Genomic DNA, 23,505 nt, shown 5'->3' on the forward strand with positions numbered 1-23,505 from the left:
CTTTGATAAGAAAGCGTTACGCCACCTCCAACGCCCCGCCCCTATCTTCCGCAGCGACCTTCTCCGCCTTCAAATTGCTCCGCTCGAGCAGCATTTCCCGCAGCGCATTCAGCGCCGACGAAAAATGTCCGCGCCGCCAGACGAGCAGCGTCTCGATTGCTCCCAGGTCGCCGAGCGAATGGACCGCGATGTTGTCCGCTTCAGGCTGCAGTTCGAGCACCGAACGCGGCGCGACGGCCACGCCCGCGCCTGCCGCGACGCACGCGACGATCGCGTGGTAGGAGCCCAGCTCGAGCACGCGTGTCGGCTGCATGCCGTGCTCGTGATACCACTTCTCGACGTAGCTGCGATACGCGCAACCGCGTTCGAATGCGATCAGCGTCGACAGCGCGATATCGCGCGCATGTCCGATCGGCGGATGCGCGCGCGGCGTCAGCATCACCAGTTCTTCGCGAAACACCGGCACGGTCTCGAACTGCTCGCCAAGCGACGCGGCAACGTCGAGTGGCGTCGCGACTAGCGCGGCGTCCACTTCGAACTCGCGCACGCGTTCGATCAACCGTCCGGTCGTGCCGGTTTCGAGTTCGAGCGACACATCGGGCCAGGTCTGGTGGTACTTCGCGAGCAATTCGGGCATGCGCGTGGCCGCGACGCTTTCCATCGTGCCTAGACGCAGCCGTCCGCTCGGACGGTTCTCGCGCACCGCGTGGCGCGCTTCGTCGGCGAGCGCGAGCAGACGCTCGGCGTAGGGCAGCAGCGTCTCGCCGGCCGGCGTCAGCACGAGCCGTCGCCCGTCGCGGATAAACAGGTCGGTGCCGAGCTGCTCTTCGAGCTGCTTGATGCGCGTCGTCACGTTCGACTGCACGCGATTGAGCTTCGCGGCCGCCCGCGTCACCCCGTTCTCGCGTACCACGGCGCGAAAAATCGTCAATGCGGCGAGATCCATGGTTTCTCCAGGCATTCTCTTCGGGTGATGAATCAGATCAATATAATTCATTTTTTAGAATAATAAAGGCCGATTAATATGTGACTGGACGGTCGCGCCCGATGCGGCCGTTCAGCCGTCTCCAGCCGCTGCCACGCCCCGTTTCTCCCTATGAATGACCTGACTCGCGCCGCGATGCACCTGCGCGCTGAGCCCGCCGCGGCTCGGCGCGCGGCTTTCGCCTGCATGGTCACGCTCGCGGTCGCGCTAGGTGTCGGCCGCTTTGCGTTTACGCCGTTGTTGCCGCTGATGCTCAAAAGCGGCGCGCTCGACATCCGGCAGGGCGGCTGGCTTGCGTCGGCGAACTACGCCGGCTACTTCGTCGGCGCGCTCAGCTGCGCGGCGCTGCGCGTCGATGCGGCGCGCGTCGTGCGCTGCGGGCTTTGCGCGACTGCGTTGCTCATGCTGGCGATGGGTATTGTCGACGGCGTCGGGCTGTGGTGCGCCGTGCGGTTTGTCGCGGGCATCGCGAGCGCGTGGACCTTCGTGTTCGCGTCGCAATGGGGGCTGCGCCGGCTTGCCGAACTGGGCGAGAGCGCATGGGGCGGGCTCATTTATACGGGCCCCGGTTTCGGCATCGTCGGGACCGGCCTGTTCGTCAGCGTCGCGGGTGGGTATGGCGCGACCGCGGGGTGGATCGGCTTCGGCATCGTGTCGGCTGTCCTGACCGCGGTCGTGTGGCGCGTGTTCGCGCCCGCGACTCGTCGCGCAACGGGGGCGGCAAGCCCTCAGGCAACACGTCAGGCAACCCGCACCGTATCGAACGGCGCCGACCGCGCGTGCGCCGCCGGCGCGCAAGGCGCCGTGCCGACAGAGCCCACTGAGCCCACTGAGCCGACAGAGCGCACCGTGGATACCAGCGGCGCGCCGCGCCATGCCGCCACGCGCACAAACCATCCCGCGCCCGAGCGCGCCCACCCCGCTGCGATAACCATCGAGCGTCATGCGCATCGCGCCGACGCCTGGTGGCTCGTCATCCTCTACGGCATCCCGGGCTTCGGTTACATCATTACCGCGACCTTCCTGCCCGTTATCGCGCGCGCCGCATTGCCGGGGTCCGCGTGGCCCGATCTTTTCTGGCCGATGTTCGGTGTCGCGTTGATGGCGGGCGCGCTCGCCGGCGCGCGGCTGCCCGCGCACTGGGATAACCGGACGCTGCTCGCCGCCTGCTATGTGCTGCAGGCGCTCGGCATCGCATCGGGCATCGTCTGGCCGAGCGCCGGCGGTTTTGCGCTCGGCAGCGTGCTGATCGGCTTGCCGTTCACCGCGATCACGCTGTTCGCGATGCGCGAGGCACGGCGGCTGCACGGCAACGACGCGGCTGGACTCATGGGTTATGCGACCGCCGCGTACGGTTTCGGGCAGATTGTCGGGCCGCTCATCGCTGCGCCGATCGCCGCGCGCACGGGCTCGTTCACGATTGCGCTGTGGCTCGCGGCCGGCGCGCTGCTTGCCGGCGCGGCCGGATTGGTCGCGGTGACTGTGGCGAGACCAAGGTGAGGTTGCGAGGGCGCCCCCCAACGGATTCTCGCCCGCGCACTAAAATGTCGGCTTCCCCACTTTTCACCGCGCGGCAGACGCCGCGCGTCACGCGGCCATGCAACATTTCGCGTCGGACAACTACGCCGGCATCTGTCCCGAGGCGCTCGAAGCGCTGATCACGGCCAACGGCAGCGGTCACGAACCGGCCTACGGCGACGACTCCTGGACGCAGCGCGTCTGCGACCGTCTGCGCGACCTGTTCCAGACCGACTGCGAAGTGTTCTTCGTGTTCAATGGCACCGCGGCCAATTCGCTCGCGCTCGCCTCGTTGTGCCAGTCGTATCACTCGGTGATCTGCCACGAACTCGCCCATATCGAAACCGACGAATGCGGCGGACCCGAGTTCTTCTCGAACGGCTCGAAGCTGCTGACCGCGCCCGGCGTGGACGGCAAGCTCACGCCCGACGCGATCGAAGCGATCGTGACGCGGCGCGCGGACATCCACTACCCGAAGCCGAAGGTCGTCACGCTCACGCAGTCGACTGAAGTCGGCACCGTCTATAGCGTCGAAGAGGTGCGCGCCATCGCGGCGATCGCCAAGCGCCGGCATCTGAAAGTGCATATGGATGGCGCGCGCTTTGCCAACGCTGTCGCCGCGCTCGACGTGCACCCGTCCGAGATCACGTGGCGCGCCGGCGTCGATGTGCTGTGCTTCGGCGGCACGAAAAACGGCTTGCCGATTGGCGAAGCGGTGGTGTTTTTCGACCGCGCGCTCGCCGAGGATTTCGCGTACCGCTTGAAGCAGGCGGGGCAGCTCGCGTCGAAAATGCGCTTTATCTCGGCGCCGTGGCTCGGTCTTCTCGACAACGATGTGTGGCTGCGCAACGCGCGCCACGCGAATGCAATGGCGCGCCTGATGGAGACGCGCCTTGCCGGCATTCCAGGTGTTTCCATCATGTTCCCGTCGCAATCGAATGCGGTGTTTGCGCAGTTGCCGGCGCACGCGGCAAAAGCGATGCGCACGCGCGGCTGGAAGTTTTACGAGTTTATCGGCGCGGGCGGGTGCCGGCTGATGTGTGCGTGGGACACGCAGCCGGAGACGGTCGAACGCTTCGCCGCCGACGTGCGTCAGCTATGTACGGCCGCGTGATGCACTCAAAGCCGGTAGTGCAGCCCCGTAGTGCAGCCCCGTAGTGCAGCCCCGTAGTGCAGCCCCGTAGTGCAATCCGGCAGCGCAACTCCTCGACCCCCAAACATCGTCTCGACATGACCGACTACCGTTTCTGTCCCCGCTGTGCGACGCCGCTTACCGAGCGCGCCGACCCCGAACACGAAGGTGGCCGCATTCGCCAGAGCTGTCCCGCCGATGGCTGCGGTTATGTGCACTGGAACAATCCGCTGCCCGTGGTCGCGGCGATCGTCGAATACGAGGGCCGTATTCTGCTCGCGCGCAATGCGGCATGGCCCGAGGGGATGTTCGCGCTGATCACGGGCTTCCTCGAAAACGGCGAGACGCCCGAGCAGGGCATCGCGCGCGAAGTAAAAGAAGAGACATCGCTCGTCGCCGATACGGTCGAGCTCGTCGGCGTCTACGAATTTATCCGCAAGAACGAGCTGATCATTGCGTACCACGTGCGCGCGCACGGAACGATCGCGCTGTCGCCGGAACTGCTCGAGTATCGCCTCGTCGAGCCGGCGAGCCTGCGGCCGTGGCGCGCGGGCACCGGTCAGGCGCTCGGCGAATGGATGCGCCGGCGCGGCCTGCCGTTCGAATTTGTCGAGCGCCCGGGGCAGTAAAGGGGATTAGAAGGCATTCGAGAGCATTAGAGGGCAGTAGACTGGATATCGGTCGCCGCGCTGCGCCACGCTCCACGCTTATCTGAAGGAACACGCGTCACGGCGACGCATCGGTTCGTGCAGGTTGCATCAACGTTTATCGACGTGCATCACGCAACCGTCCCGGTTCCGGGTCTGGCCCGAATCTGGCCAGAATCTGACCGAACCGGGCCGGACATCAGAACGAACATCGAGGAGCGCACTGCCATGGCCTACATCTACTACCTGACCCACATTCATCTTGGATACGACGCGCTCGCGCAATTGCCGGCCGAGTGTGCACGCGCGGGCATACGGCGGCCGCTGGTCGTATCCGACAAAGGCGTGGCGGCGGCGGGGCTCGTCGCACGCGTGCTCGACGCGGCGAAGTTCGGCGATGCGCCCGGATTCGACGACACGCCGTCGAATCCGACCGAAGCGATGGTGCTTGCCGCGGCCGCACGGTATCGCGAAGCGGGCTGCGACGGTCTGATCGCCGTCGGCGGCGGTTCGTCGATCGATCTCGCGAAAGGCGTCGCGATCGCCGTCGCGCATCCGGGCCCGCTCACGCAGTACGCGACGATCGAAGGCGGCAGCGAGAAGATCACGCCGGCATGCGCGCCGCTCATCGCTGTGCCCACGACTGCCGGCACCGGCAGCGAGGTGGCGCGCGGTGCGATCGTGATTCTCAACGACGGCCGCAAGCTCGGCTTTCATTCGTGGCATCTGCTGCCGAAAGCGGCGATCTGCGACCCCGGCCTCACCCTCGGCTTGCCGCCCGCGTTGACCGCCGCCACCGGCATGGACGCGATCGCGCATTGCATCGAGACGTTCCTGTCGGCGGCGTTCAATCCGCCGGCTGACGGCATCGCGCTCGACGGGCTCGAGCGTGCGTGGGCGCATATTGGGCGCGCCACGGCGGACGGCAACGACCGCGATGCGCGGCTCCATATGATGAGCGCATCAATGCAAGGCGCGATGGCGTTCCAGAAAGGACTCGGCTGTGTGCATTCGCTGTCGCATCCGCTGGGCGGCGTGCCGGTTGGCGGACGCACGTCGCTGCATCACGGCACGCTGAACGCGGTCGTCTTGCCGGCCGTGCTGCGCTTTAACGAAAGCGCGGAGAGTGTGATCGCGAATCATCGCTATGCGCGCATGCGCCGCGTAATGGGCTTGCCCGAAAACGCGGATGTCGCACAAGCGGTGCATGATATGACCGCGCAACTCGGCCTGCCGACCGGCCTCGCGCAAATGGGCGTCGACGCGAGCGTGTTCGACAAGGTCATTGCGGGCGCGCTCGCCGACCATTGCCACAAGACGAATCCGCGCATCGCGAGCGCCGACGACTACCGGCGGATGCTGACCGAATCGTTGTGAGCGTCGCTGTGAGAATTGCCATGAGAACGGCGGTAAGGCCGCAAAGCACACCCCACCCGCGCGCCGGCCTGTCTGCGCGCTTGTCCGAAACGAGGAAGGTATGACTGACGTGCAGTTGAATCATCGCTATCTGGCCGCATGCGCGATCGCGCGCGAAGCGGGCCGCCTGATCCGCTTGCGCTTCGAGCAGCGCGGCGAAGCATTGACGCACAAGTTCAAGGGGCCGCAGGACTACCTGACCGAAACGGACGCGGAAGTGGAACGGCTGATCGCCGCGCGCCTCGCCGAATCGTTTCCCGACGACGATTTTTTCGGCGAAGAGGGCGGCGGGTCGTTCGGACGCGACGTGTGGATTGTCGATCCGATCGACGGCACCGCGGACTTCGCGCGCGGCGTGCCGCACTTTTGTGTATCGATCGCGTTCGTGCGCGACGGCCGCGCGGAAATCGGCGTGCTCTACGATCCGATGCTCGACGAACTGTTCGCGGCGCAGCGCGGCTCCGGCGCGACGCTGAACGGCGCGCCGATCAAGGTCAGCACGATCACGGACATCGGGCAGTCCGTGGTCGAACTGGGCTGGTCGTCGCGCATACCGTTCGAAGGCTTTGCAGCCGTGCAGGCGCGCCTTCAGGCGCTCGGCGCGGGCGTGAAGCGCCGCGGCTCCGGCGCGCTCGGTATTGCCTACGTCGCGATGGGACGGCAGGACGCGTATTGCGAGCTGCACATCAACTCGTGGGATGCGGCGGCCGCCGTGCTGCTCGTCGAAGAGGCGGGCGGCTGGGCCAACGACTTTCTCACGCCCGAATGTCTGCGCAACGGCAATCGCGTGATCGTGTGCACGCCGGCTTTGCGCGAGCCGATCGAGCGCGCGATGGAGATCTGAACTGCGCGTTGTGCGGGTCGTGCGGGTCGTGCCGATCGGGCAGCGGTTATTCGTCTCGTCGCATCGGTGCTTGAGTGTCACTAATCAAATGACACCGCGTCGGTTCCGCCGGCGCGGTGCGCCTCCTAAGATACGGTCAACGTTGTTTGCAACGTACTCTTAACCGATCTCAGCGAGGAGGCTGCGATGTACGCAATCACTGGTATCACAGGCAAAGTCGGCGGCGCGCTAGCTCGCGCATTGCTGGCCGACGGTCAATCCGTGCGCGCGATCGTGCGCAATGTCGAAAAGGCGGACGCGTGGGCTGCCCAAGGCTGCACGATCGCGCAAGCCGATATGCGCGATGCGGCGGCACTGACGGCTGCATTCGACGGTGCGCAAGGCGTGTTCATTCTGCCGCCGTCGGAGTTCGATCCGGCGCCGGGTTTTCGCGAGGCACGCGAAGTGATCGACGCGGTAAAGGCCGCACTCGTGGCGACGTGGCCCGCGAGGGTGGTCTGCCTGTCGACGGTCGGTGCGCAGGTTGAACGTCCGAATCTGCTGACGCAGCGCACGCTGATGGAAAAAGCGCTCGGCGATCTGCCGGTGCCCATCACGTTCCTGCGGCCCGCCTGGTTTATCGAGAACGCCGCGTGGGACGTTGCATCGGCACGCGATGCCGGCATTCTCGCGAGCTTTCTGCAGCCGCTCGACAAACCGGTGCCGATGGTCGCGACCGCCGACATCGGGCGTGTGGCCGCAACGCTGCTGCAGTGGGAATGGACCGGCAAACGCGTGGTCGAACTCGAAGGACCGCGGCGCGTGTCGCCGCTCGATATCGCCGCCGCGTTCAGTGCGGTGCTCAACCGCGAGGTGCGCGCGCAGATCGTTCCGCGCGCGACGTGGAGCGATCTGTTCAAGTCGCAAGGGATGAAGCACCCGTTGCCGCGGATGCAGATGCTCGACGGCTTTAACGAAGGCTGGATCGATTTCGAGCAGGATCCGGCGCTGGTGCTGAAAGGCGAGGTCGAACTCGAGACTGTGCTGCGGGAGCTTGTCAAATGAGTTCGTCAAATGAGCTCGTCAAGCCGCGGCCTTCAGTGTGAAGTTCACATGCACCGCTTCGTACGGGAACTCGATCGAGCCGTCCTCGTCGCGATCGAGCACACCCGCATCGAGTAGTGCGTGAACGTCGTCGCTGACGCGGCGCACGTCGCGGTTCACGCGCCGCGCGATTTCGCGCAGCGCGAGCGGACCGGCGCCTGCCATGGTCCGGATGATTTCCCAACGCAGTTGCGTCAGCGTGGCGAACAGCAGTTCAGGCGTGGCGAAGCTAATGTGATGACCTTGTGCCCGACCGCGCATCGCGCCGGTAAAGCGGTTTGCGAAGTCGGCTTCGGAGTCGACTCCAAGAGTTACTGTGCGCATGTTGACCTCCATTGAGCTACGTCTTCGAGGAAATCGGCGATCAGCTGTTCCGGTGTGGAAAAAGCGTAGGGCGTTTCGACAAGGCCGGCATGCCGGTGATCGCCTTTGCCGCGTTCGTTGTCGTACCGGATAACACACTTACCGTGAGCAACGAGAGCCAGGCGGTACTTGTACCGATGCTCGCTTCCTGGCACCGGCCGTGGCACCTGCCAGACGCGCGACTCGATGAACAACCCGTCATCGAGTTGACGGCGCTGTTTGACGAGCAGCGCCGATTTCATCCTGCTGGCAAGCATGACAACATTGTCCTTCGTTGTCAATGGTGTCAACACGGTTGACATGTAGATACCTCGCGATGATTGGCTTGCGATAAGGAATAGGTTCGAGGAGCGCCGCGCGCGAACATTGCGGGCGCGAACCGGAACGGCCGGCGTACGGCGGCATGCACACGGTGCGACCTCGCGAGTATCGAAGCCGTGCGAACCGCCGCCGTTCGAGCGGAGTGCAGAGTATAGAGAGATGGACGAGCCGTGGTTTACCTGGGCAGGCTAAACCCGATCATATGCGCGGGAGAGTAGGGCGTTGCGGTTTGCGGCAAGGAGCGCAGCACAGCGAAGCGCGCTAGAAAACCGGGGGCATCCGATGCGGCGCATCGACTGCCCGCGTGCAACGCGGCCTTACTGCGCCGGCTGGTGTGTCTTGATGTAGTTCTGGCGGATGGGCGATGACGGCCGCTCGTGCGACACGCTAATGCGTTTCTCAGCGGCGACGATACTGGTGAGCGTATCGACGTAACGAAGCCGCAACGCTTCGCCATAGTTGGCGCCCGGCGCCGGCAGGCGGAAGCGGACGTCCGACGGGTATTTCGGTGGAGCGAGCGGCACTTCCGGAAGCACGCGCGCGGCGTCGCTATCCTGCGCGGCAAGCGCGTTTTCCCACTGTGTCAGCGCGTGAAGCCGCTCGGGCTTGAGCGCCGTCAGCTGTGCGAACCGGTCCGGATCGGTTTGCTTCAGTTGCTGCAGGCGTTCGGGCGTGAGGCTGCGCAGTTCGGTGAAGGCACGCGCCTGAGCCTCGTTCCCGCACACCTGCGTCACAAAATACTCGAGCCGTGCGCCCGGTGTCGCGCCCGGTCCGCTCAACCCCTGCGCGTGTTCGAATGCCTGCATCACGTTTTTCTCGCTGGCTGCCTCGGCCTGCCTGGATGCATCGATCTGGCCCAGTATCGTGTCCGCTATCCGGTCCTGCAACGACTGTTTGATCTTGCTCGCCGCGGAAAAAATCGTTTCGCGGTCCGCCTTGGTGTGTGCCTGGCGGAACTGTCTTTTGAGATCGCTCAATGTGTCCAGATCGTCCTGTGCGCCATCGCCGAGCACGTCGCTGCCGAACGGCAGATTAAAGATCGCTTGTGCACGCTCGCCCGGGTCGGTCCGGGCTTCCTGATATTCGCCGTCGATCTGGTCGCGAAGCGTTTCGGCCTGACTGGCGTGCTTGCCCCGCAGCCATGCATCCGGTGTCGATTCGAACGCGTCCCAGGTCGATTTCATCTGCTCGCGATACGCACTGGCGACATCTGCCGGCAATTGCGCGAGCATGCCCAGATCGCGCTGCACCTCCCGTTCGAAGCTGCGTGCATCGTCGGGGTAGCCGGCCATCGCGACCTCTTCAAGGCGCGCGCTCAGTTCGGCGTTGACCGTATCGCCGGCAGCGTTGGCGTTCTTGTCGTCGTAACGCGCGAGCAGCGAGGCGAATTCGGCGTCGGTTGCGTGTCGTGAATCGGGCCGCGCTTGCAGAGGATTCGCCACGGTTTGCGGCGTTGCAACCGGATCGGCTTGCGGCGCGCCTCGCGCCGCAAGCTGTGTGGCGGCGGGAGATGAAGGTGGTGGGTTTCGTCTGTCGTGCTGCCTGTGCCGGTGGCGCTTTGGGGGCGCCGAACGCGTCGTATCAGGTTCGCGGCGCGGCGCCGTGTCGGATGCCTGAGGTAAATCGGAGTCCGCGCTGGAGATCGGGCGGGTGGCGACAGTGGGACTTGTTGCGGATGTCGTCATGGGCTGCCTTGTGGGGAAGAGGGGTGGTTCGCATCGGCGAAACCGCCCCTCTATCAAAGCAGAGCCCGCGCGCGCGAGGTGTTATCCGGGTAACCTCGCGGGATAAGGTCGCGGCATAACTTCGCGGCGGCGCCCATCAGGCGCGCGCATCGCGCTCGACAATCCACTCATGCGCGGGATCGTTTTTGAAATGCCAGACGCGCTGCGTGCCGGCCATCACGTTCAGATAGTACGAGTCGTAACCATACGGCACGATCACCGGATGGTAGCCGCGCGGCACCATTACCACGTCGTGGTCCTCGACGGCTATCGATTCGTCGATATCGCGCTCGTCGGTATAGACACGCTGAAACGCAAAGCCTTGGCGCGGATTGAGCCGATGGTAGTACGTCTCTTCGAGCGAGCTTTCGTGGGGAATATTGTCGGTGTCGTGCTTGTGCGGCGGATAGCTCGACGAATGGCCGCCGGGCGTCCGCACTTCGACCACAAGCAATGCCTCGGCCGGCTCCGTTTGCGGAAGGATGTCGCACACGTAGCGCGTGTTGAGTCCTGTGCCGCGCGTCGAGCGCTTCATGGTCGCCGGCTCGATCAGACGCGCCGCAAGTTTGCCGGTGGCCGGCGCGCTTGCGACGCCAACTTCCGCGCGGCGGTTCGCGCGCACCGTGGCGCGCACGCCGGGCGGCAGATACACGGCATAGGGCGCGCTGTCTTCGAACACGCTGTCGCGCGAGCCGAGACTGGTCCAGCGTTCGTTGTCGGTTTCGATATCGACGGCGCCCGCCAGCACGACGATGCACACTTCGCGCGCCGCTTCGAGCACGTGCACGACTTCATTCGCTTCGAGCCGGTAGGCGGCGAAGCCGACATATCGCCATCCCGCCGATTCGGGCGTGACGCGCGCGATAGTCTGGCCTTCGCGCTGGGCCTTGACGAGCAGACTCATGCTGCCTCCTGTGTCGCCTTATTTTCCGCATCGAGTGGGGCATCGACGAGCGAGCGCAGCGTTCGGTAGCCCTTTTGTGCAAATGCATACGATGGCGCGACGGCCGGGTCCTGCTCCGCTTCGACGACGAGCCAGCCGCGATAGCCGTGGCGCTTCAGTCGCGTGATGATGCCCGCGAAATCGACCGCGCCATCGCCGGGCACCGTGAATGCGCCATTTAACACCGCGTCGAGAAAACTCCAGTTGCGGTTGCGCGCGAGCTTCATGACCGCCGGCCGCACGTCCTTGCAATGCACGTGGCAGACGCGCGCGATGTGCTTGTCGAGCACCTCGAGCGGGTTGCCGCCCGCGAACGTGATATGCCCGGCGTCGAACAGCAGGCCGACCGCGTCGCCCGTTAGCGCCATCAGCCGGTCGACGTCGGCAGGCGTCTCGACATACGCACCCATATGATGGTGATACGCGAGCCGCACGCCGCGGCTTAACGTGTATTGCGCGAATTCGTCGACGCGTTTCGCGTAAGCCTGCCACTGCGCGTCCGTGAAAAATCGCGGGCGCTGATAAAGCGGCGCGGGCGAACCCTGAATCGAATCGGCTACTTCGCCGTACACCATGACGTTTGCGCCGTTCTTCGCGAGCAGTTCGAGGTGCGCGCCGACCGATTCGATTTCCTCGGCGACGCTGCGTTGGGCGAGCCGTCCCGAATACCAGCCGGACACGAGCGAGAGATCGTACTGCGCGAGCAGCGCTTTCAACGCCTGCGGCTCGCGCGGAAACTTGTTGCCGAGTTCGAAGCCCTCGTAGCCGATCTCGCGACCTTCGGTCAGCGCGACCTCGAGCGGGGTTTCGCCGCCGAGCGACGGCAGATCGTCGTTCATCCACGACAGCGGATTGATGCCGATGCGTACTTCGAAGGTTGACATGCGATGTTCCTCGTTCGTTGGCCCGGCGGCGCGCGTTGCGCCGCCTGTCGGGCCGCGTGTTCAGTCAGTCGTGAGCCTTGCCGTCGGAACCGCCGCCGCGCGCCGCAAGCTGCGCTTCATACTGCGCGCGCGCATCGCGCACGCCCGGCCGCGGCGATACTTCGGGCACCGCGACTTCCCACCACCAGCCGCCGTCGTCGGTCGTGCGCGCGGGATCGGTGTCGATGCTGATCACGTACGTGCGGTCGGCCGCGCGGGCGCGCATCATCGCGGCCTCGAGTTCGCCGATATTCGCGACATGCTCGGCCTGTGCGCCGAGCGAGCGCGCATGCGCGGCGAAATCGATCGCCGGCGCGCCGCTTGCGCCTTGCACGCAGTCGTCGAACAGATTGTTGAACGGCGCGCCGCCGCAGGCCTGCTGCAAGCGGTTGATGCAGCCGTAGCCGCGGTTGTCGAGCACGACGATGATCAGCTTCGCGCCAAGCATCACGGAGCTTGCGATTTCACTGTTTAGCATCAGGTAGCTGCCGTCGCCGACCATCACGATCACTTCGCGCTCGGGCCTCGCGAGCTTCGTGCCGAGGCCGCCCGCGATCTCGTAGCCCATGCACGAGTAGCCGTATTCGACGTGATACGCGCCGGGGCGGCCCGCGCGCCACAGCTTGTGCAATTCCGCGGGCAGCGTGCCGGCCGCGCAGACGACGATGTCGTTGGCCGCCGACTGCGCACTCGAGCGCTGCACCGCGCCGATCACGTCCGCGTCGTACGGCAGCACGTTGTCGCGCTGCGGCGCGTGCGTGAGCTGGTCGACAGTGGTGCGCCATGCGTCGGCGAGCTGATGCGCGCGTCGGGTCCACGCGGCATCGGCGCGCCAGCCCTCCAGTTGGGCGGACAGTGCCGCGAGCGCGGCTGCGGCATCGGCTTCGACGACGAGCCCGCGATGCTTGAGCCCGTCGAAGGCATTCGCGTTGATGCCGATCACGTCTGCCTGCGTAAAGAGCGTATTCGAGCCGGTCGTGAAGTCCTGCAGCCGCGTGCCGACGGCGAGCACGCAATCGGCTTCATGCGCGAGCGCATTCGCGCCGGGCGAACCGCTCACGCCGAGCGCGCCCATATTGAGCGGGTCGCCCCACGCAAGCGAGCCCTTGCCGGCCTGTGTTTCCGCGACCGGAATGCCGTGCTCGGCGGCGAAAGCGCGCAGCGCTTCGGTCGCGCGGCCGTAGAGCACGCCGCCGCCCGCCGCGATCAGCGGGCGCTTTGCCTGGCGCAAACGTACGAGCGCCGCGGCGATTTCATGATCGACCGGCGCGGGCGCATGAAACTGCACGATGCGCGGCTCGAAGAAGCTGGCCGGATAGTCGTATGCCGCGGCCTGCACGTCCTGCGGCAGCGCGAGCGTGACCGGGCCGCAGAGCGCGGCATCGGTCAGCACGCGCAGCGCACGCGGCAGCGCATTCAGCAATTGCGCCGGATGCACGATGCGGTCGAAGTAGCGCGACACCGGCTTGAACGCGTCGTTCGCGGAGATGCCGCCGTCGTGAAAGTCCTCGACCTGCTGCAGTACCGGGTCGGGCGCGCGCGAGACGAAGATATCGCCAGGCAGCAGCAGCACCGGCAGACGGTTCACATGCGCGAGCGCGGCGGCCGTGACGAGATTGGTCGCGCCCGGTCCGATCGAGGTCGTGACCGCCATCATGCGGCGGCGGAAGTGCGCCTTCGCGTACGCGATCGCGCTATGCGCCATCGCCTGCTCGTTATGCGCGCGCAGCGTCGGCAGTTCGTTGCGGTACTGGTAGAGCGCCTCGCCGAGGCCGGCCACGTTGCCGTGCCCGAAGATCGCGAACACGCCGCCGAAGAGCGGCTCGGTGCCCTTGCCGTCTTCGGCCACGACACGCTGCGCGGCCAGATAGCGGACGAGCGCCTGCGCGCCGGTCAGGCGGATCGTGCCGTTCGGTGAAGCCTGCGCGGCTGCGCTTCTCGCAGTCGCTGCTTCATGACTCAACCCACGCTCGTTCATGCTGCCTGCTCCTGATGGACCGCGCGCGACGCCTGAGCGCCCGCGGCGTTGCCGCCGCGCGCCGCATGCCACGACGTGATCAAGGTTTCGAAAGTGCGCCGCACGCGCGCGATCAGCTCGTCGTCGCCGATCTCGCCCGCGAGCCACGCATGGCTCGGTTCGTGGAAGATCGTGCGGCCGACCGTAAAGCCGCGGCACGTCGCCGATGCCGCCGCTGCGCCGAAGCCGTCGATCAGCTGCTCGAGCGGCGCCGACAGCCCGAGCAGCACGACGCCGCGGCAATACGGATCGCGCTCGGCGATCAGCGCATCGACGGCCTGCCATTGCGCGGCGTCGAGCGGCGCGAGCTTCCACCATTCCGGATAGAGGCCGATGTTGTAGAGGCGCTTCAACGCGCGATGGACGACATCCGGAGCGCACGGCAGGTCGGCGCGCTTCGGCGGAATCACTTCGAGCAGCAATGCGTGGCCGCTTGCCTGCACCGCGTCGTACAGCGCGCGCAGTTGCGCCTCCTGTTCGATGCGCTGTTCGACCGGTTCGTCCGGGTGATAGTGGACGAGGCATTTCACGACATGCTCGCGCGGCCAGCTCGCGAGCGTCGTGCCGACCGAGCGGCCGTGATCGAACACGAGCGGCGACGAGCCCGGCAGTTCCACCGGGCGGCCGATCCACCAGCCGCGCCCGGTTGCCGCGTTCAGCGCATCCTGGCCGTAGCGGTCGTCGATCAGCACGCCGATGCGGCCCTGCAGCCCTAGCGCCGCTTCCGTTTGCGCGACGGCGTCGACGAACAGGCCCTTCAACCGCGCGATGCGCGTTTCGCTTGCGCCGGTCTGCTGCGCGAGTTCGAAGAACTGGTTGCGATGGTCGAAGGCAAAGCCGAGCACTTCGTCCCACTGCTTGCGCGCGGGCGTCACGCGATGCAGCCGCGCGAGCTTCGCATCGAGGTCGGGGCGGCGCATCCGCTGCGGGTCCGCTTGCGCTTCGGCGAGGAAGTAGTCGAGTTCGGCGGGCGTCGGCATGGCCGGCGCGCAGCCGTGGCGCGACACGACGAGCGCGCCGCTCGCGTTCGCGGCGCGCGCGCACGCGTCGAGCGGCTGATCGCGCAGCCAGCCTGAGAGGAACCCCGACGCGAACGCGTCGCCGGCGCCGAGCACGTTCAGCACTTCGACCTGCACGCCGCCGTGAATCGGCGCGTCGTCGAGTCGGGCCGGCACGCCGCTGTCGATAATCTGGCAGCCGAGCGGGCCGCGCTTGACGACGAGCGTCGCGGGCGTAACCGAGCGCACCGTGCGCAGCGCTTCGAGCAGATCGGTATGGCCGCCCGCGATGCAGAACTCTTCCTCGGTGCCGATCACGAGATCGAACAGCGGCAGCACGCCTTGCAAATGCGCGCTCACGCCTTCGTTGGCGATAAAGCGTGTCTCGCCGTCGGCCTTGCCAGTGAGGCCCCACAGCACGGGGCGGTAGTCGATGTCGAGCACGGTGCGCACATTGTTGCGGCGCGCGTACTCGAGCGCGCGGCGGCTCGTGCGGTTCACCTGTCCGGTCGACAGATGCGTGCCTGTGACCAGAAACGCCTTCGACGATGCGATGAACGCCTCGTCGAAGTCCGCTTCGTCGACGGCCATATCGGCGCAGTTTTCGCGGTAGAAAATCAGCGGGAACGTGTCGCGGTCCTTCAGGCCGAGCAGCACGAGCGCGGTCAGCCGTTCGCGGTCGATGCGCACGTGGCTCACGTCGCAGCCTTCATTCGCGAGCGTTTCGGTCAGAAAGCGGCCCATGTGGTCGTCGCCGACGCGCGCGAGCATCGCCGACGCGAGCCCGAGGCGCGCGCAGCCGAACGCGATGTTCGCCGACGAACCGCCCAGATACTTCGCGAAGCTCGATACGTCTTCGAGTCGCGCGCCGACCTGCTGCGCGTACAGGTCGACCGCGAAGCGCCCGAGGCAGATGATGTCGCGGCTGCGGCCGGCGGCGAAGCGGCTGGCGTGGCTGGACCCGGTGGCCGAACCGGCTGGCCTGGCCGCGGAGTGTGAAGTAGGTGCCATGGAATGTCCTGTGTGTCGAGGCGTCGGATCAGTGGGTGGCGGTGGCGCGCGGTTCGGTGGCGACGGCGCTCAGATCGTCGCGCCGTCGAGCTCGGCGATCATCTTCTGCATTTCGGCGCCGCCCGCCATCATGTCGAGCACCTGCTCCTTGCTGATCGTGTCCTTCGTATAGGTGCCGAGCGATTTGCCGCGGTTGAGCAGCGTGAACGAATCGCCGATCGGATAGGCGTGATGCACGTTGTGCGTGATGAAGATCACCGAGATGCCTTTCGCGCGCGCCTTGTGAATCAGTTTCAGCACGTTGAAGCTCTGCTTCACGCCGAGCGCGGCCGTCGGTTCGTCGAGAATCAGCACGCGCGCGCCGAAGTGGATCGCGCGCGCGATCGCCAGACATTGCCGCTCGCCGCCCGACATCGTGCCGATCGGCTGATGCGGGTCGCGCACATGGATGCCCATTTCCGCGAGCTTTTCGCGCGCGGTCTGCGCACTCGTGTCGAGGTCCATCACGGTGAAGAGGCCGAACTTCTTTTTCTGCGGTTCGCGGCCCATGAAGAAGTTGCGCGCGACGGACAGCAGCGGCACCAGCGCGAGATCTTGGTAGACGGTTGCGATGCCGCGGTCGAGCGCATCTTTCGGCGACTCGAAATGCACGGGCTTGCCGTCGACCAGATACTGGCCCGCGGAGGGCGCATGCACGCCCGCCAGCGTCTTGATCAGGGTCGACTTGCCGGCGCCGTTGTCGCCGAGCAGGCAGTGCACTTCACCGTGTTTGAGGCGCAGCGTGACGCCCGATAACGCGATGACCTTGCCGAAAAACTTGCTGACGTTTTCGAGCGCGAGGATCGTGTCGCCCTGATCCACAGGGGAATTCGGGGCGGCGTTTTCGCCAGGATTAATGACGTCGGACATATTCGTTCTCCAGGCCCGTCGCGAATTACGACTGCGCGACGCGCCGGCGCACATAGTGGTTGAACAGCACCGCGAGCAGCAGCATCACGCCGAGGAACACGCGGAACCAGTCGGAGCTGACATCGGTGTAGGTAATGCCGATCTGCACGACGCCGAAGATCAGTGCGCCGAAGCATGCGCCGATCACGGAGCCGTAACCGCCGGTCAGCAGCGTGCCGCCGATCACCGCGGCGATGATCGCTTCGAATTCCTTCTGAAGACCGCGGTCGGCCGCAGCCGAGCCGATATCGCTGACCTGCAGTACCGCGAACAGGCACGAGCAGAACGCGGTCAGCACGAAGAGGGCGATCTTGACGCGCTTGACCGGCACGCCGACGTTTTTCGCCGCGTTCGCGTCGCCGCCAACGGCAAGAATCCAGTTGCCGTAGCGCGTCTTCGCGAGCACGAAGGCACAGATCGCGGCGAGCGCAAACCACCAGAGCAGCACTTTCGGAATGCCCGGCACGAGCGGCTTGCCGTTATCGAGCAGCGTGCCGACGCCCATATGCGCGAGTGCCGTGAAAAGCCCTTGTAGCGCGACGCCGTGAAACAGGAAGTTGCTGACCGGATCGGCTTGCGCGAGGTCGCCGACGCCGGAGATGATCGTGCGGTCCGCCACCATGATCGACAGCGCGAGCGTCAGGCCGCGCAGGATAAACAGGAACGCGAGCGTGACGATGAACGACGGCAGCCGCGTGCGCATCACGAGATAACCGTTCAATGCGCCAAGCAGCATCGAGCCGACGAACGCGAAGATGATCGCGGCCCAGATCGGCCAGTGAAAATAGACCGAGGGAATCGCCACCATCATGCCGGCGAAGCCGATCATCGAGCCGATCGACAGGTCGAACTCGCCGGCAATCATCAGCAGACACGCGCCGACCGCGAGAATGCCGAGGTAGGCCGAGACCTGCGACCAGTTCATCACGCCGTCGAGATTGAACATGCCGGAGTGGCCGGCGCCGATCGCGAAGACGAGAAACACCAGCACGGTGCCGGAAATCGCGGCGAACTCCGGACGGTTCAGCAGATGGCCGAACCAGGATTCCTTGCGGATGCGTTCGTCGCCGTGTGATGCCGCGGGTTGTGTCGCGGGTCGTGTCGCAGTGGACGCGGCAGGCGTCGTCGCGTCGCTGGGGTTCGACGCGTCTGCCGCATGCGAGGGAAAGTGTTTGCCGGCTACGCCCATGATGTCTCCTTGCAAGAAGCCCGGTTTTCACGTCGCATTGCAGACCAGGTTGGCGAGCGAATAAAACCGGTGATGGATGCGGCCCGGCGCGTCGGTGCGCTGGCGGCGACGGGCGGAGCGAGGTCCGCCGGTGCCGCGCCTCTGTGCATGCGCAATGCGCGTCCGGTGCCGCGTGCTGCTGGCTGCCCGGTTCAGGCAGCGGGTTAAATCAACGGCGTCGAATCAACGGCGTCGAATCAACGATACTGGCCCGCATACTTGACGACCTTGTCGAGATTCGCCTTCGTGATAAAGCCCGGGCCCGAGCGGATGTCCTTGGGCCCGTACGACGGCTCGAGCCCATAGGTCTCGAGACGCGCCTTGAATTTCGGATTCGCCTGCAGGATCTCGCGGATCTTCACCGGATCGGTCGTGTGGTCCTTGACCGCGATCGCGAGCACCGCGACCGGGATATAACCCTGCAGATACGGCTGCTGGTCGATCGCGAACTGGATCGTGCCGGCCTGAATCGCCTTCGCGATGTCGTCCGAGAAGTCGAACGTGCAGAAATAGATCTTGCCGGCGAGGCCCATCTGCTGGACCGCCTTCAGCGTGGCCGCCGCGGGCACCGGGCCGAGCGTCAGGATCGCGCCGGTGTTCGGGTGATTGCGCAGATATGCGCTGACCTTCGACTGGATTTCGGTCGGGTCCTGGCCGGAGTCGATCGTCGATGTCTTGTAGTCGACCCCGATCGCCTCGGCAAAGCCGCGGCAGCGGTCGAACGACACCGAGTTGGTTGCGATGTGATTCACGCAGAGGAACGACTTCACGCCGGCCGCCTTCGCCTTCTCGCCGGCCGCCTTGCCCGCCACATATTCAGGCTGCCCGACGTGCATGATCGCGCCGAGCTTCGCGCTTTGCTCCTCGGTGCCGGAGTTGATCGTCACGAGCGGAATTTTCTTTGCCGTGACTTTGCCGATCGAGCTTTTCAGCACGTCGTAGTCGGCGATCGTCGTGATCACGCCGTTGTAGTTGCGCGCGGCCGCCTGTTCGATCAGCCGCGACATGTCGGCGATGTCGCCGTTCGGCGGATTGCGGTAGTCGGTTTCGACGTTGAAGTCCTCGTCGGCCTGCTTGATCGCGTTCTTGATGGTGTTCCACCACGAATCGGAGTCGGGCGCGTGGCTGATCAATACGAAGCGTGCGTCAGGCGCCGCCTGGGCGGGCGATGACGCCGCGAAGCCAAGCGATAGCGAAAGCGCTGCAAAAAGCGCCGTGAGCGAACCCTTGCCTCTGCAAAGTTTCATTGTCTCCACCTTTCTCGGTCTGTTCGTTTTTGAGGGGAGCGTATGGCGCGGTCTGCATTCAACGACGAACTCGATGCGAGCGCGCCATCGCTCACGACCAAGATTAGGTCAAGTTCGACAGCGGTGCAATAGAAATTTCAATGAAAATAAATTTGGAAAATACGTTCCATTTGCTGGGCGCGCTACCTATAATCGGCAACGTCGGACCGGCCTTTCGGCGCGCCCTGGCGGGCTACCCGCCGCTTATCGGGCGCAAGCCGAGGCGCGCGCAGCGCGCGGCTTTTGCGACGCAACACAGCACTGAAGGAAGGCCATGGCCGAAGAAAACACAGAAGAACTGCCGAGCGTCGATGAATTGATGCAGCGCATCGCGGAGAACTACGAGTCGTTGCCGCGTCAATTGAAGAGCGTGGCGACGTATATCGAACAGCATCGCGGCAGCGTGATGGTCGATCGCACGAGCGATATCGCCGCGAGTTGCGGCGTGCATCCGTCGGCCGTGGTGCGCTTTGCGCAGCGCTTCGGTTTCTCCGGGTTTTCCGACTTGCAGGCGGTGTTTCGTCAGGCGTATACGGGGCAGGGCGCGTCGTCGCCGAGTTATCAGCAACGCATTCGCAAGCTGATCGACGAAAAGCCGGGGCGTCTCGCGGGCGGCACCGTCGCGCGCGAATTTATCGCGGCGTGCCGTGGCGGTCTCGATGAGCTCGAGGGCACGCTCGACGACGCGCAGTTCGACGCCGCCGTGAAGATGATGCAGCAGGCCGACAACATCTATGTGGTCGGCGTGCGGCGCTCGTTTCCGGTGGCGAGCTATATCGTCTATGCATTGCAGCACACGCCCAAACGCGTGCATCTCGTATCGGGCTTCGGCGGCATGTACCGCGAGCAGATCCGCAGCGTGAAAAAGGGCGACATGGTGATCGCGATCAGCTTCGCGCCGTACGGCAAGGAGACGCAGTACTGCCTGCGCGTCGCGCATCATCATCAGGCGAAGACGCTGTTGATCAGCGATAGCCAGCTGTCGCCGCTCGCGCGCTATGCGACCACGCAACTGTATGTGAAAGAGGGCAGCGCGTTCGCGTTCCGCTCGCTGACCAGCACGATCTGCCTGTGCCAGGCGCTCTTTATCGCACTTGCGTACAAGCTCGAATTGAACGTTGAAGAATCGAAAGACACTGGAGGATACGATGACTAATGATGGAGACACGAAGGCGATCGACGTCGCGGTGTTCGGCGCGGGCCGCATCGGCAGGATTCATGCGGCGAATCTCGCGCGGCAGCCGGGCGTGCGGCTCAAATATGTGGTCGACGTGAACCGCGAGGCGGCCGCGGCGCTGGCCGCGCAGCATGGCGCGCAGGTGGCCGATATCGACGGCGCGATGGGCGATGCGTCGGTCGGTGCGACGGTGATCTGCTCGAGCACCGATACGCATGCCGATCTGATTCTGAAGTCGGCCGCGCAGAAAAAGCACGTGTTCTGCGAGAAGCCGGTGGACCTCACGCTCGAGCGCGCACGCGCATGCGCCGATGCGGTCGCGAAAGCCGGCGTGGTTTGCATGATCGGTTTCCAGCGGCGCTTCGATCCGACTTTTGACGCGGTCAAGGCGCGCATCGAAGCCGGCGAAATCGGCACGCCGGAAATGCTGGTCGTGACGAGCCGCGATCCGGGTGCGCCGCCCGTCGAGTACATCAGGCACTCGGGCGGCATCTTCAAGGACATGCTGATTCACGACTTCGATATCTTCCGCTGGATTCTCGACGACGAAGCCGACACGCTGCATGCAACGGGCAGTGTGCTGTCCGATCCGGCGATCGCCGATGCGGGCGATATCGATTCGACCGCGGTGACGATCCGCACGAAGCGCGGGCGCCTGTGCCAGATCAATACCGCGCGGCGCGCGGCGTACGGCTACGACCAGCGCTTCGAAGTGCTCGGCAGCGACGGCATGCTGCAGGCGGGCAATGTGCGGCCGACCGAAGTGGTCGCCTATTCGAAGCGCGCGGTGTCGAGCGATGTGCCGGAGGCGTTTTTCCTCGAACGGTATCGCGCGGCGTATGCGCTCGAAATCGCGCACTTTTTCGATGCGGTCACGCAAGGCAGGCCCGTGCGCACGACGGTGGCCGACGGTTTGAAGGCGCTCGAGCTTGCCGAAGCGGCGACGCGTTCGTGGCGCGAAGGGCGCGCGGTAAAGCTCGGCGAGGCTTCGTGATGGCGGCGCCGGATTTATCGCGAAACGCGCCGCAAGGGGCGCCGTTGAGCCCGTTGAGCCCGTTGTGCATCGGTGTGGTCGGGCTCGGACGGCTCGGCAAGCGGCATGCCCAGAACATTGCGTATCGCGTGCGCGGCGCGACGCTGGCCGCCGTATGCAGTCCGCTCGACGAAGAACTCGTATGGGCGCGCGGCGCGCTGCCCGCGCCGCGCGCGTACCGCCACTATGCGGCGCTGCTGAACGATCGCGAGATCGACGCGGTATGGCTCGTTACGCCGTCGGCTTTACATGCGCAGCAGATCGTCGATGCATTGCATGCGGGCAAGCACGTGTTCTGCGAGAAACCACTGTCGCTCGATCTCGCCGAATGCGAGCGCGTGCTGGCGCAAGCGCAACGTCAGCCGCATCTGCGGGCCACGATCGGCTTTATGCGCCGTTTCGATCCGAGCTACCGCGATGCATACGACAAGATCCAGTCGGGTCTGATCGGCAGGCCGTTTATGGTGCGCTCGCAGACCTGCGATCTGAACGATCCGGACGGCTTCTTCGTGCGTTTCGCGCCAACTTCGGGCGGCATCTTCCTCGACTGCACCGTGCACGACATCGACGTCGCGCGGTGGCTGCTCGGCAAGCCGAAGGCGAAGCGCGTCTATGCGGCGGGCACGGTCGCGTTGCACGAGGGCTTGCGCGAGTTCGGCGACGTCGACAACGGCGTGGCGATCTGCGAGTTCGAGGGCGGCGGACTTGCGATGTTCTACGCCTCGCGCACGATGGCACACGGCAACGATACGGGCAGCGAAGTGATCGGCACGGCAGGCGCGCTTGCGATCGGCCGCAATCCGCGGATAAATCGCGTCGAGATCGCGGACGCCCATGGCGTGCGCAATGAGTGCACGCCGACGTTTTTCGATCGCTTCGAAGACGCGTTTCTGCACGAAGCGCAGGCGTTCGTCGCGGAAGTCCGGAACGCGCAGAGCGGTAACGACAGCGGCGGAGACGGCCCGAGCGGCCCGAGCGGTGCGACGCTGGCCGACGCGCTCGAAGCGACGCGGATCGGCAGCGCATTGCGGCGTTCGCTCGAAACGGGCCAGGCTGTCACGCTGTAAGGGCCCGCGGCACAGCGGCGCAAGATCAGGCGGGCGGCGCGCATGAGGCGCCTGCGGTAGAATTTGGCCCTCTGCATGGCGTTTCAACGACGCCTCATCCCGAAGGTCCTTGCCGATGGAAATTCAGATTCACAAGGAAGTCGATGCGCGCGGGCTGAACTGCCCGCTGCCGATCCTGCGCGCGAAAAAGGCGCTCGCCGATATGGAGAGCGGTCAGATCCTGAAGGTGCTCGCGACCGACCCGGGCTCGCAACGCGATTTCGCCGCGTTTGCGAAACAGACAGGCAACGGTATCGTCGAAACGATGACGCAGGACAAGACGTTTATCTTTCTGATCCGGCGGCGATAGAAAGTAAAAGGCCGATCTGCCCCGGCGACCGGATGCACAGCACAAAATAAAGGCGCTATGTCTGGCAGGCAGACATAGCGCCTTTTGCGTTGATCGACCGCCGGCGGCTGTGCGGCCGCGGTCAACGTCAATGACTAGCCTTCGAGCACCGGCGAACGCGTACGCAGATACTGCTCGAAATCGGCCGCGACTTCCGGATGACGCAGCGCGAACTCGACGGTCGCCTTCAGATAGCCGAGCTTGCTGCCGCAGTCGAAACGCGTGCCGTGATATTTGTACGCGAGCACCTGTTCGTCGTTGAGCAGCGACTGGATCGCGTCGGTCAGTTGCAACTCACCGCCCGCGCCCGGCTTCAGCGCGCGGATATGTTCGAAGATGCGCGGCTTGAGCACATAGCGGCCGACCACGCCGAGATTGGACGGCGCGACGTCCGGCGCCGGCTTTTCCACGATGCCCGACATCTTGATGATCGCGTCTTCCCATTCCTTGCCG

Annotated in this window: 22 protein-coding genes; 10 read left to right on the plus strand and 12 right to left on the minus strand. The window is 65.3% G+C overall.

The window, feature by feature from the left end:
* Positions 1 to 16 precede the first annotated feature (16 nt).
* A complete protein-coding gene (locus ACYPXD_RS34000) occupies positions 17 to 946 on the minus strand; it encodes a LysR family transcriptional regulator (RefSeq protein ID WP_459723000.1) in 930 nt (309 codons plus the stop codon).
* A 150-nt stretch (positions 947 to 1,096) separates the two neighbouring features.
* Here ACYPXD_RS34000 and ACYPXD_RS34005 point away from each other — a divergent pair, with 150 nt between their 5' ends.
* The 6 genes from ACYPXD_RS34005 to ACYPXD_RS34030 all read left to right on the plus strand — a co-directional run bounded on the left by ACYPXD_RS34005 (position 1,097) and on the right by ACYPXD_RS34030 (position 7,586).
* Positions 1,097 to 2,485, plus strand: a complete 1,389-nt coding sequence (locus ACYPXD_RS34005; RefSeq protein ID WP_459723005.1) for a YbfB/YjiJ family MFS transporter — start codon at positions 1,097 to 1,099, stop codon at positions 2,483 to 2,485.
* Positions 2,486 to 2,582: 97 nt separating this feature from the next.
* Entirely contained in the window at positions 2,583 to 3,617 is a 1,035-nt protein-coding gene (locus ACYPXD_RS34010) for a threonine aldolase family protein (protein WP_459723012.1), read from the plus strand.
* 116 nt (positions 3,618 to 3,733) lie between these two features.
* Positions 3,734 to 4,264 carry an NUDIX domain-containing protein gene (locus tag ACYPXD_RS34015; RefSeq protein WP_459723016.1) on the plus strand — a complete coding sequence of 177 codons (531 nt, stop codon included), beginning with the start codon at positions 3,734 to 3,736 and terminating at the stop codon, positions 4,262 to 4,264.
* Positions 4,265 to 4,510: 246 nt separating this feature from the next.
* Positions 4,511 to 5,659 carry an iron-containing alcohol dehydrogenase gene (locus tag ACYPXD_RS34020; protein ID WP_459723020.1) on the plus strand — a complete coding sequence of 383 codons (1,149 nt, stop codon included), beginning with the start codon at positions 4,511 to 4,513 and terminating at the stop codon, positions 5,657 to 5,659.
* A gap of 100 nt (positions 5,660 to 5,759) precedes the next feature.
* Entirely contained in the window at positions 5,760 to 6,542 is a 783-nt protein-coding gene (locus ACYPXD_RS34025; RefSeq protein WP_459723026.1) for an inositol monophosphatase family protein, read from the plus strand.
* A gap of 186 nt (positions 6,543 to 6,728) precedes the next feature.
* Positions 6,729 to 7,586, plus strand: a complete 858-nt coding sequence (locus ACYPXD_RS34030; protein WP_459723031.1) for an NmrA family NAD(P)-binding protein — start codon at positions 6,729 to 6,731, stop codon at positions 7,584 to 7,586.
* Positions 7,587 to 7,604: 18 nt separating this feature from the next.
* Here the strand turns inward: ACYPXD_RS34030 and ACYPXD_RS34035 are convergent, their stop codons facing one another.
* The 10 genes from ACYPXD_RS34035 to ACYPXD_RS34080 all read right to left on the minus strand — a co-directional run bounded on the left by ACYPXD_RS34035 (position 7,605) and on the right by ACYPXD_RS34080 (position 19,348).
* A complete protein-coding gene (locus ACYPXD_RS34035; protein ID WP_459723036.1) occupies positions 7,605 to 7,949 on the minus strand; it encodes an HVO_A0114 family putative DNA-binding protein in 345 nt (114 codons plus the stop codon).
* Positions 7,937 to 8,290 carry a toxin-antitoxin system TumE family protein gene (locus tag ACYPXD_RS34040; RefSeq protein ID WP_459723039.1) on the minus strand — a complete coding sequence of 118 codons (354 nt, stop codon included), beginning with the start codon at positions 8,288 to 8,290 and terminating at the stop codon, positions 7,937 to 7,939. The genes ACYPXD_RS34035 and ACYPXD_RS34040 overlap by 13 nt, the downstream gene beginning before the upstream one ends.
* 336 nt (positions 8,291 to 8,626) lie before the next feature.
* Entirely contained in the window at positions 8,627 to 9,751 is a 1,125-nt protein-coding gene (locus ACYPXD_RS34045; protein ID WP_459723042.1) for a hypothetical protein, read from the minus strand.
* 379 nt (positions 9,752 to 10,130) lie between these two features.
* Entirely contained in the window at positions 10,131 to 10,937 is an 807-nt protein-coding gene (gene iolB, locus ACYPXD_RS34050; protein WP_459723045.1) for a 5-deoxy-glucuronate isomerase, read from the minus strand.
* Positions 10,934 to 11,860: a myo-inosose-2 dehydratase gene (gene iolE / locus ACYPXD_RS34055; protein WP_459723049.1), complete on the minus strand. Its 927-nt coding sequence runs from the start codon at positions 11,858 to 11,860 to the stop codon at positions 10,934 to 10,936. Before iolE ends, iolB begins: the two co-directional genes overlap by 4 nt.
* 64 nt (positions 11,861 to 11,924) lie before the next feature.
* Positions 11,925 to 13,877, minus strand: coding sequence for a 3D-(3,5/4)-trihydroxycyclohexane-1,2-dione acylhydrolase (decyclizing) (iolD, locus tag ACYPXD_RS34060; protein WP_459723052.1), 1,953 nt, complete (start codon positions 13,875 to 13,877; stop codon positions 11,925 to 11,927).
* A complete protein-coding gene (locus ACYPXD_RS34065) occupies positions 13,874 to 15,925 on the minus strand; it encodes a bifunctional 5-dehydro-2-deoxygluconokinase/5-dehydro-2-deoxyphosphogluconate aldolase (RefSeq protein ID WP_459723056.1) in 2,052 nt (683 codons plus the stop codon). Before ACYPXD_RS34065 ends, iolD begins: the two co-directional genes overlap by 4 nt.
* A 69-nt stretch (positions 15,926 to 15,994) precedes the next feature.
* Entirely contained in the window at positions 15,995 to 16,834 is an 840-nt protein-coding gene (locus tag ACYPXD_RS34070; protein WP_459723060.1) for an ATP-binding cassette domain-containing protein, read from the minus strand.
* A gap of 25 nt (positions 16,835 to 16,859) precedes the next feature.
* Positions 16,860 to 18,062, minus strand: a complete 1,203-nt coding sequence (locus tag ACYPXD_RS34075; RefSeq protein ID WP_459723062.1) for an ABC transporter permease — start codon at positions 18,060 to 18,062, stop codon at positions 16,860 to 16,862.
* 236 nt (positions 18,063 to 18,298) lie between these two features.
* On the minus strand, positions 18,299 to 19,348 hold the full coding sequence (locus ACYPXD_RS34080; RefSeq protein ID WP_459723066.1) for a sugar ABC transporter substrate-binding protein: 1,050 nt from the start codon (positions 19,346 to 19,348) through the stop codon (positions 18,299 to 18,301).
* 313 nt (positions 19,349 to 19,661) lie between these two features.
* Between ACYPXD_RS34080 and ACYPXD_RS34085 the strand changes: the two genes are divergently transcribed.
* The 4 genes from ACYPXD_RS34085 to ACYPXD_RS34100 all read left to right on the plus strand — a co-directional run bounded on the left by ACYPXD_RS34085 (position 19,662) and on the right by ACYPXD_RS34100 (position 23,013).
* Entirely contained in the window at positions 19,662 to 20,543 is an 882-nt protein-coding gene (locus ACYPXD_RS34085; protein WP_459723068.1) for a MurR/RpiR family transcriptional regulator, read from the plus strand.
* Positions 20,536 to 21,558 carry an inositol 2-dehydrogenase gene (gene iolG / locus ACYPXD_RS34090; RefSeq protein WP_459723071.1) on the plus strand — a complete coding sequence of 341 codons (1,023 nt, stop codon included), beginning with the start codon at positions 20,536 to 20,538 and terminating at the stop codon, positions 21,556 to 21,558. The genes ACYPXD_RS34085 and iolG overlap by 8 nt, the downstream gene beginning before the upstream one ends.
* A 44-nt stretch (positions 21,559 to 21,602) precedes the next feature.
* Complete coding sequence (locus ACYPXD_RS34095; protein WP_459723074.1) at positions 21,603 to 22,664, plus strand: Gfo/Idh/MocA family oxidoreductase; 1,062 nt, start codon at positions 21,603 to 21,605, stop codon at positions 22,662 to 22,664.
* Positions 22,665 to 22,785: 121 nt separating this feature from the next.
* Positions 22,786 to 23,013, plus strand: a complete 228-nt coding sequence (locus ACYPXD_RS34100) for a sulfurtransferase TusA family protein (RefSeq protein WP_459723103.1) — start codon at positions 22,786 to 22,788, stop codon at positions 23,011 to 23,013.
* Between the two features lie 134 nt (positions 23,014 to 23,147).
* Here the strand turns inward: ACYPXD_RS34100 and ACYPXD_RS34105 are convergent.
* Positions 23,148 to 23,505: sugar phosphate nucleotidyltransferase (locus ACYPXD_RS34105; protein WP_459723077.1), on the minus strand; the 358-nt coding region annotated here is incomplete at its 5' end.

The organism is Paraburkholderia sp. 2C (assembly GCF_054589215.1).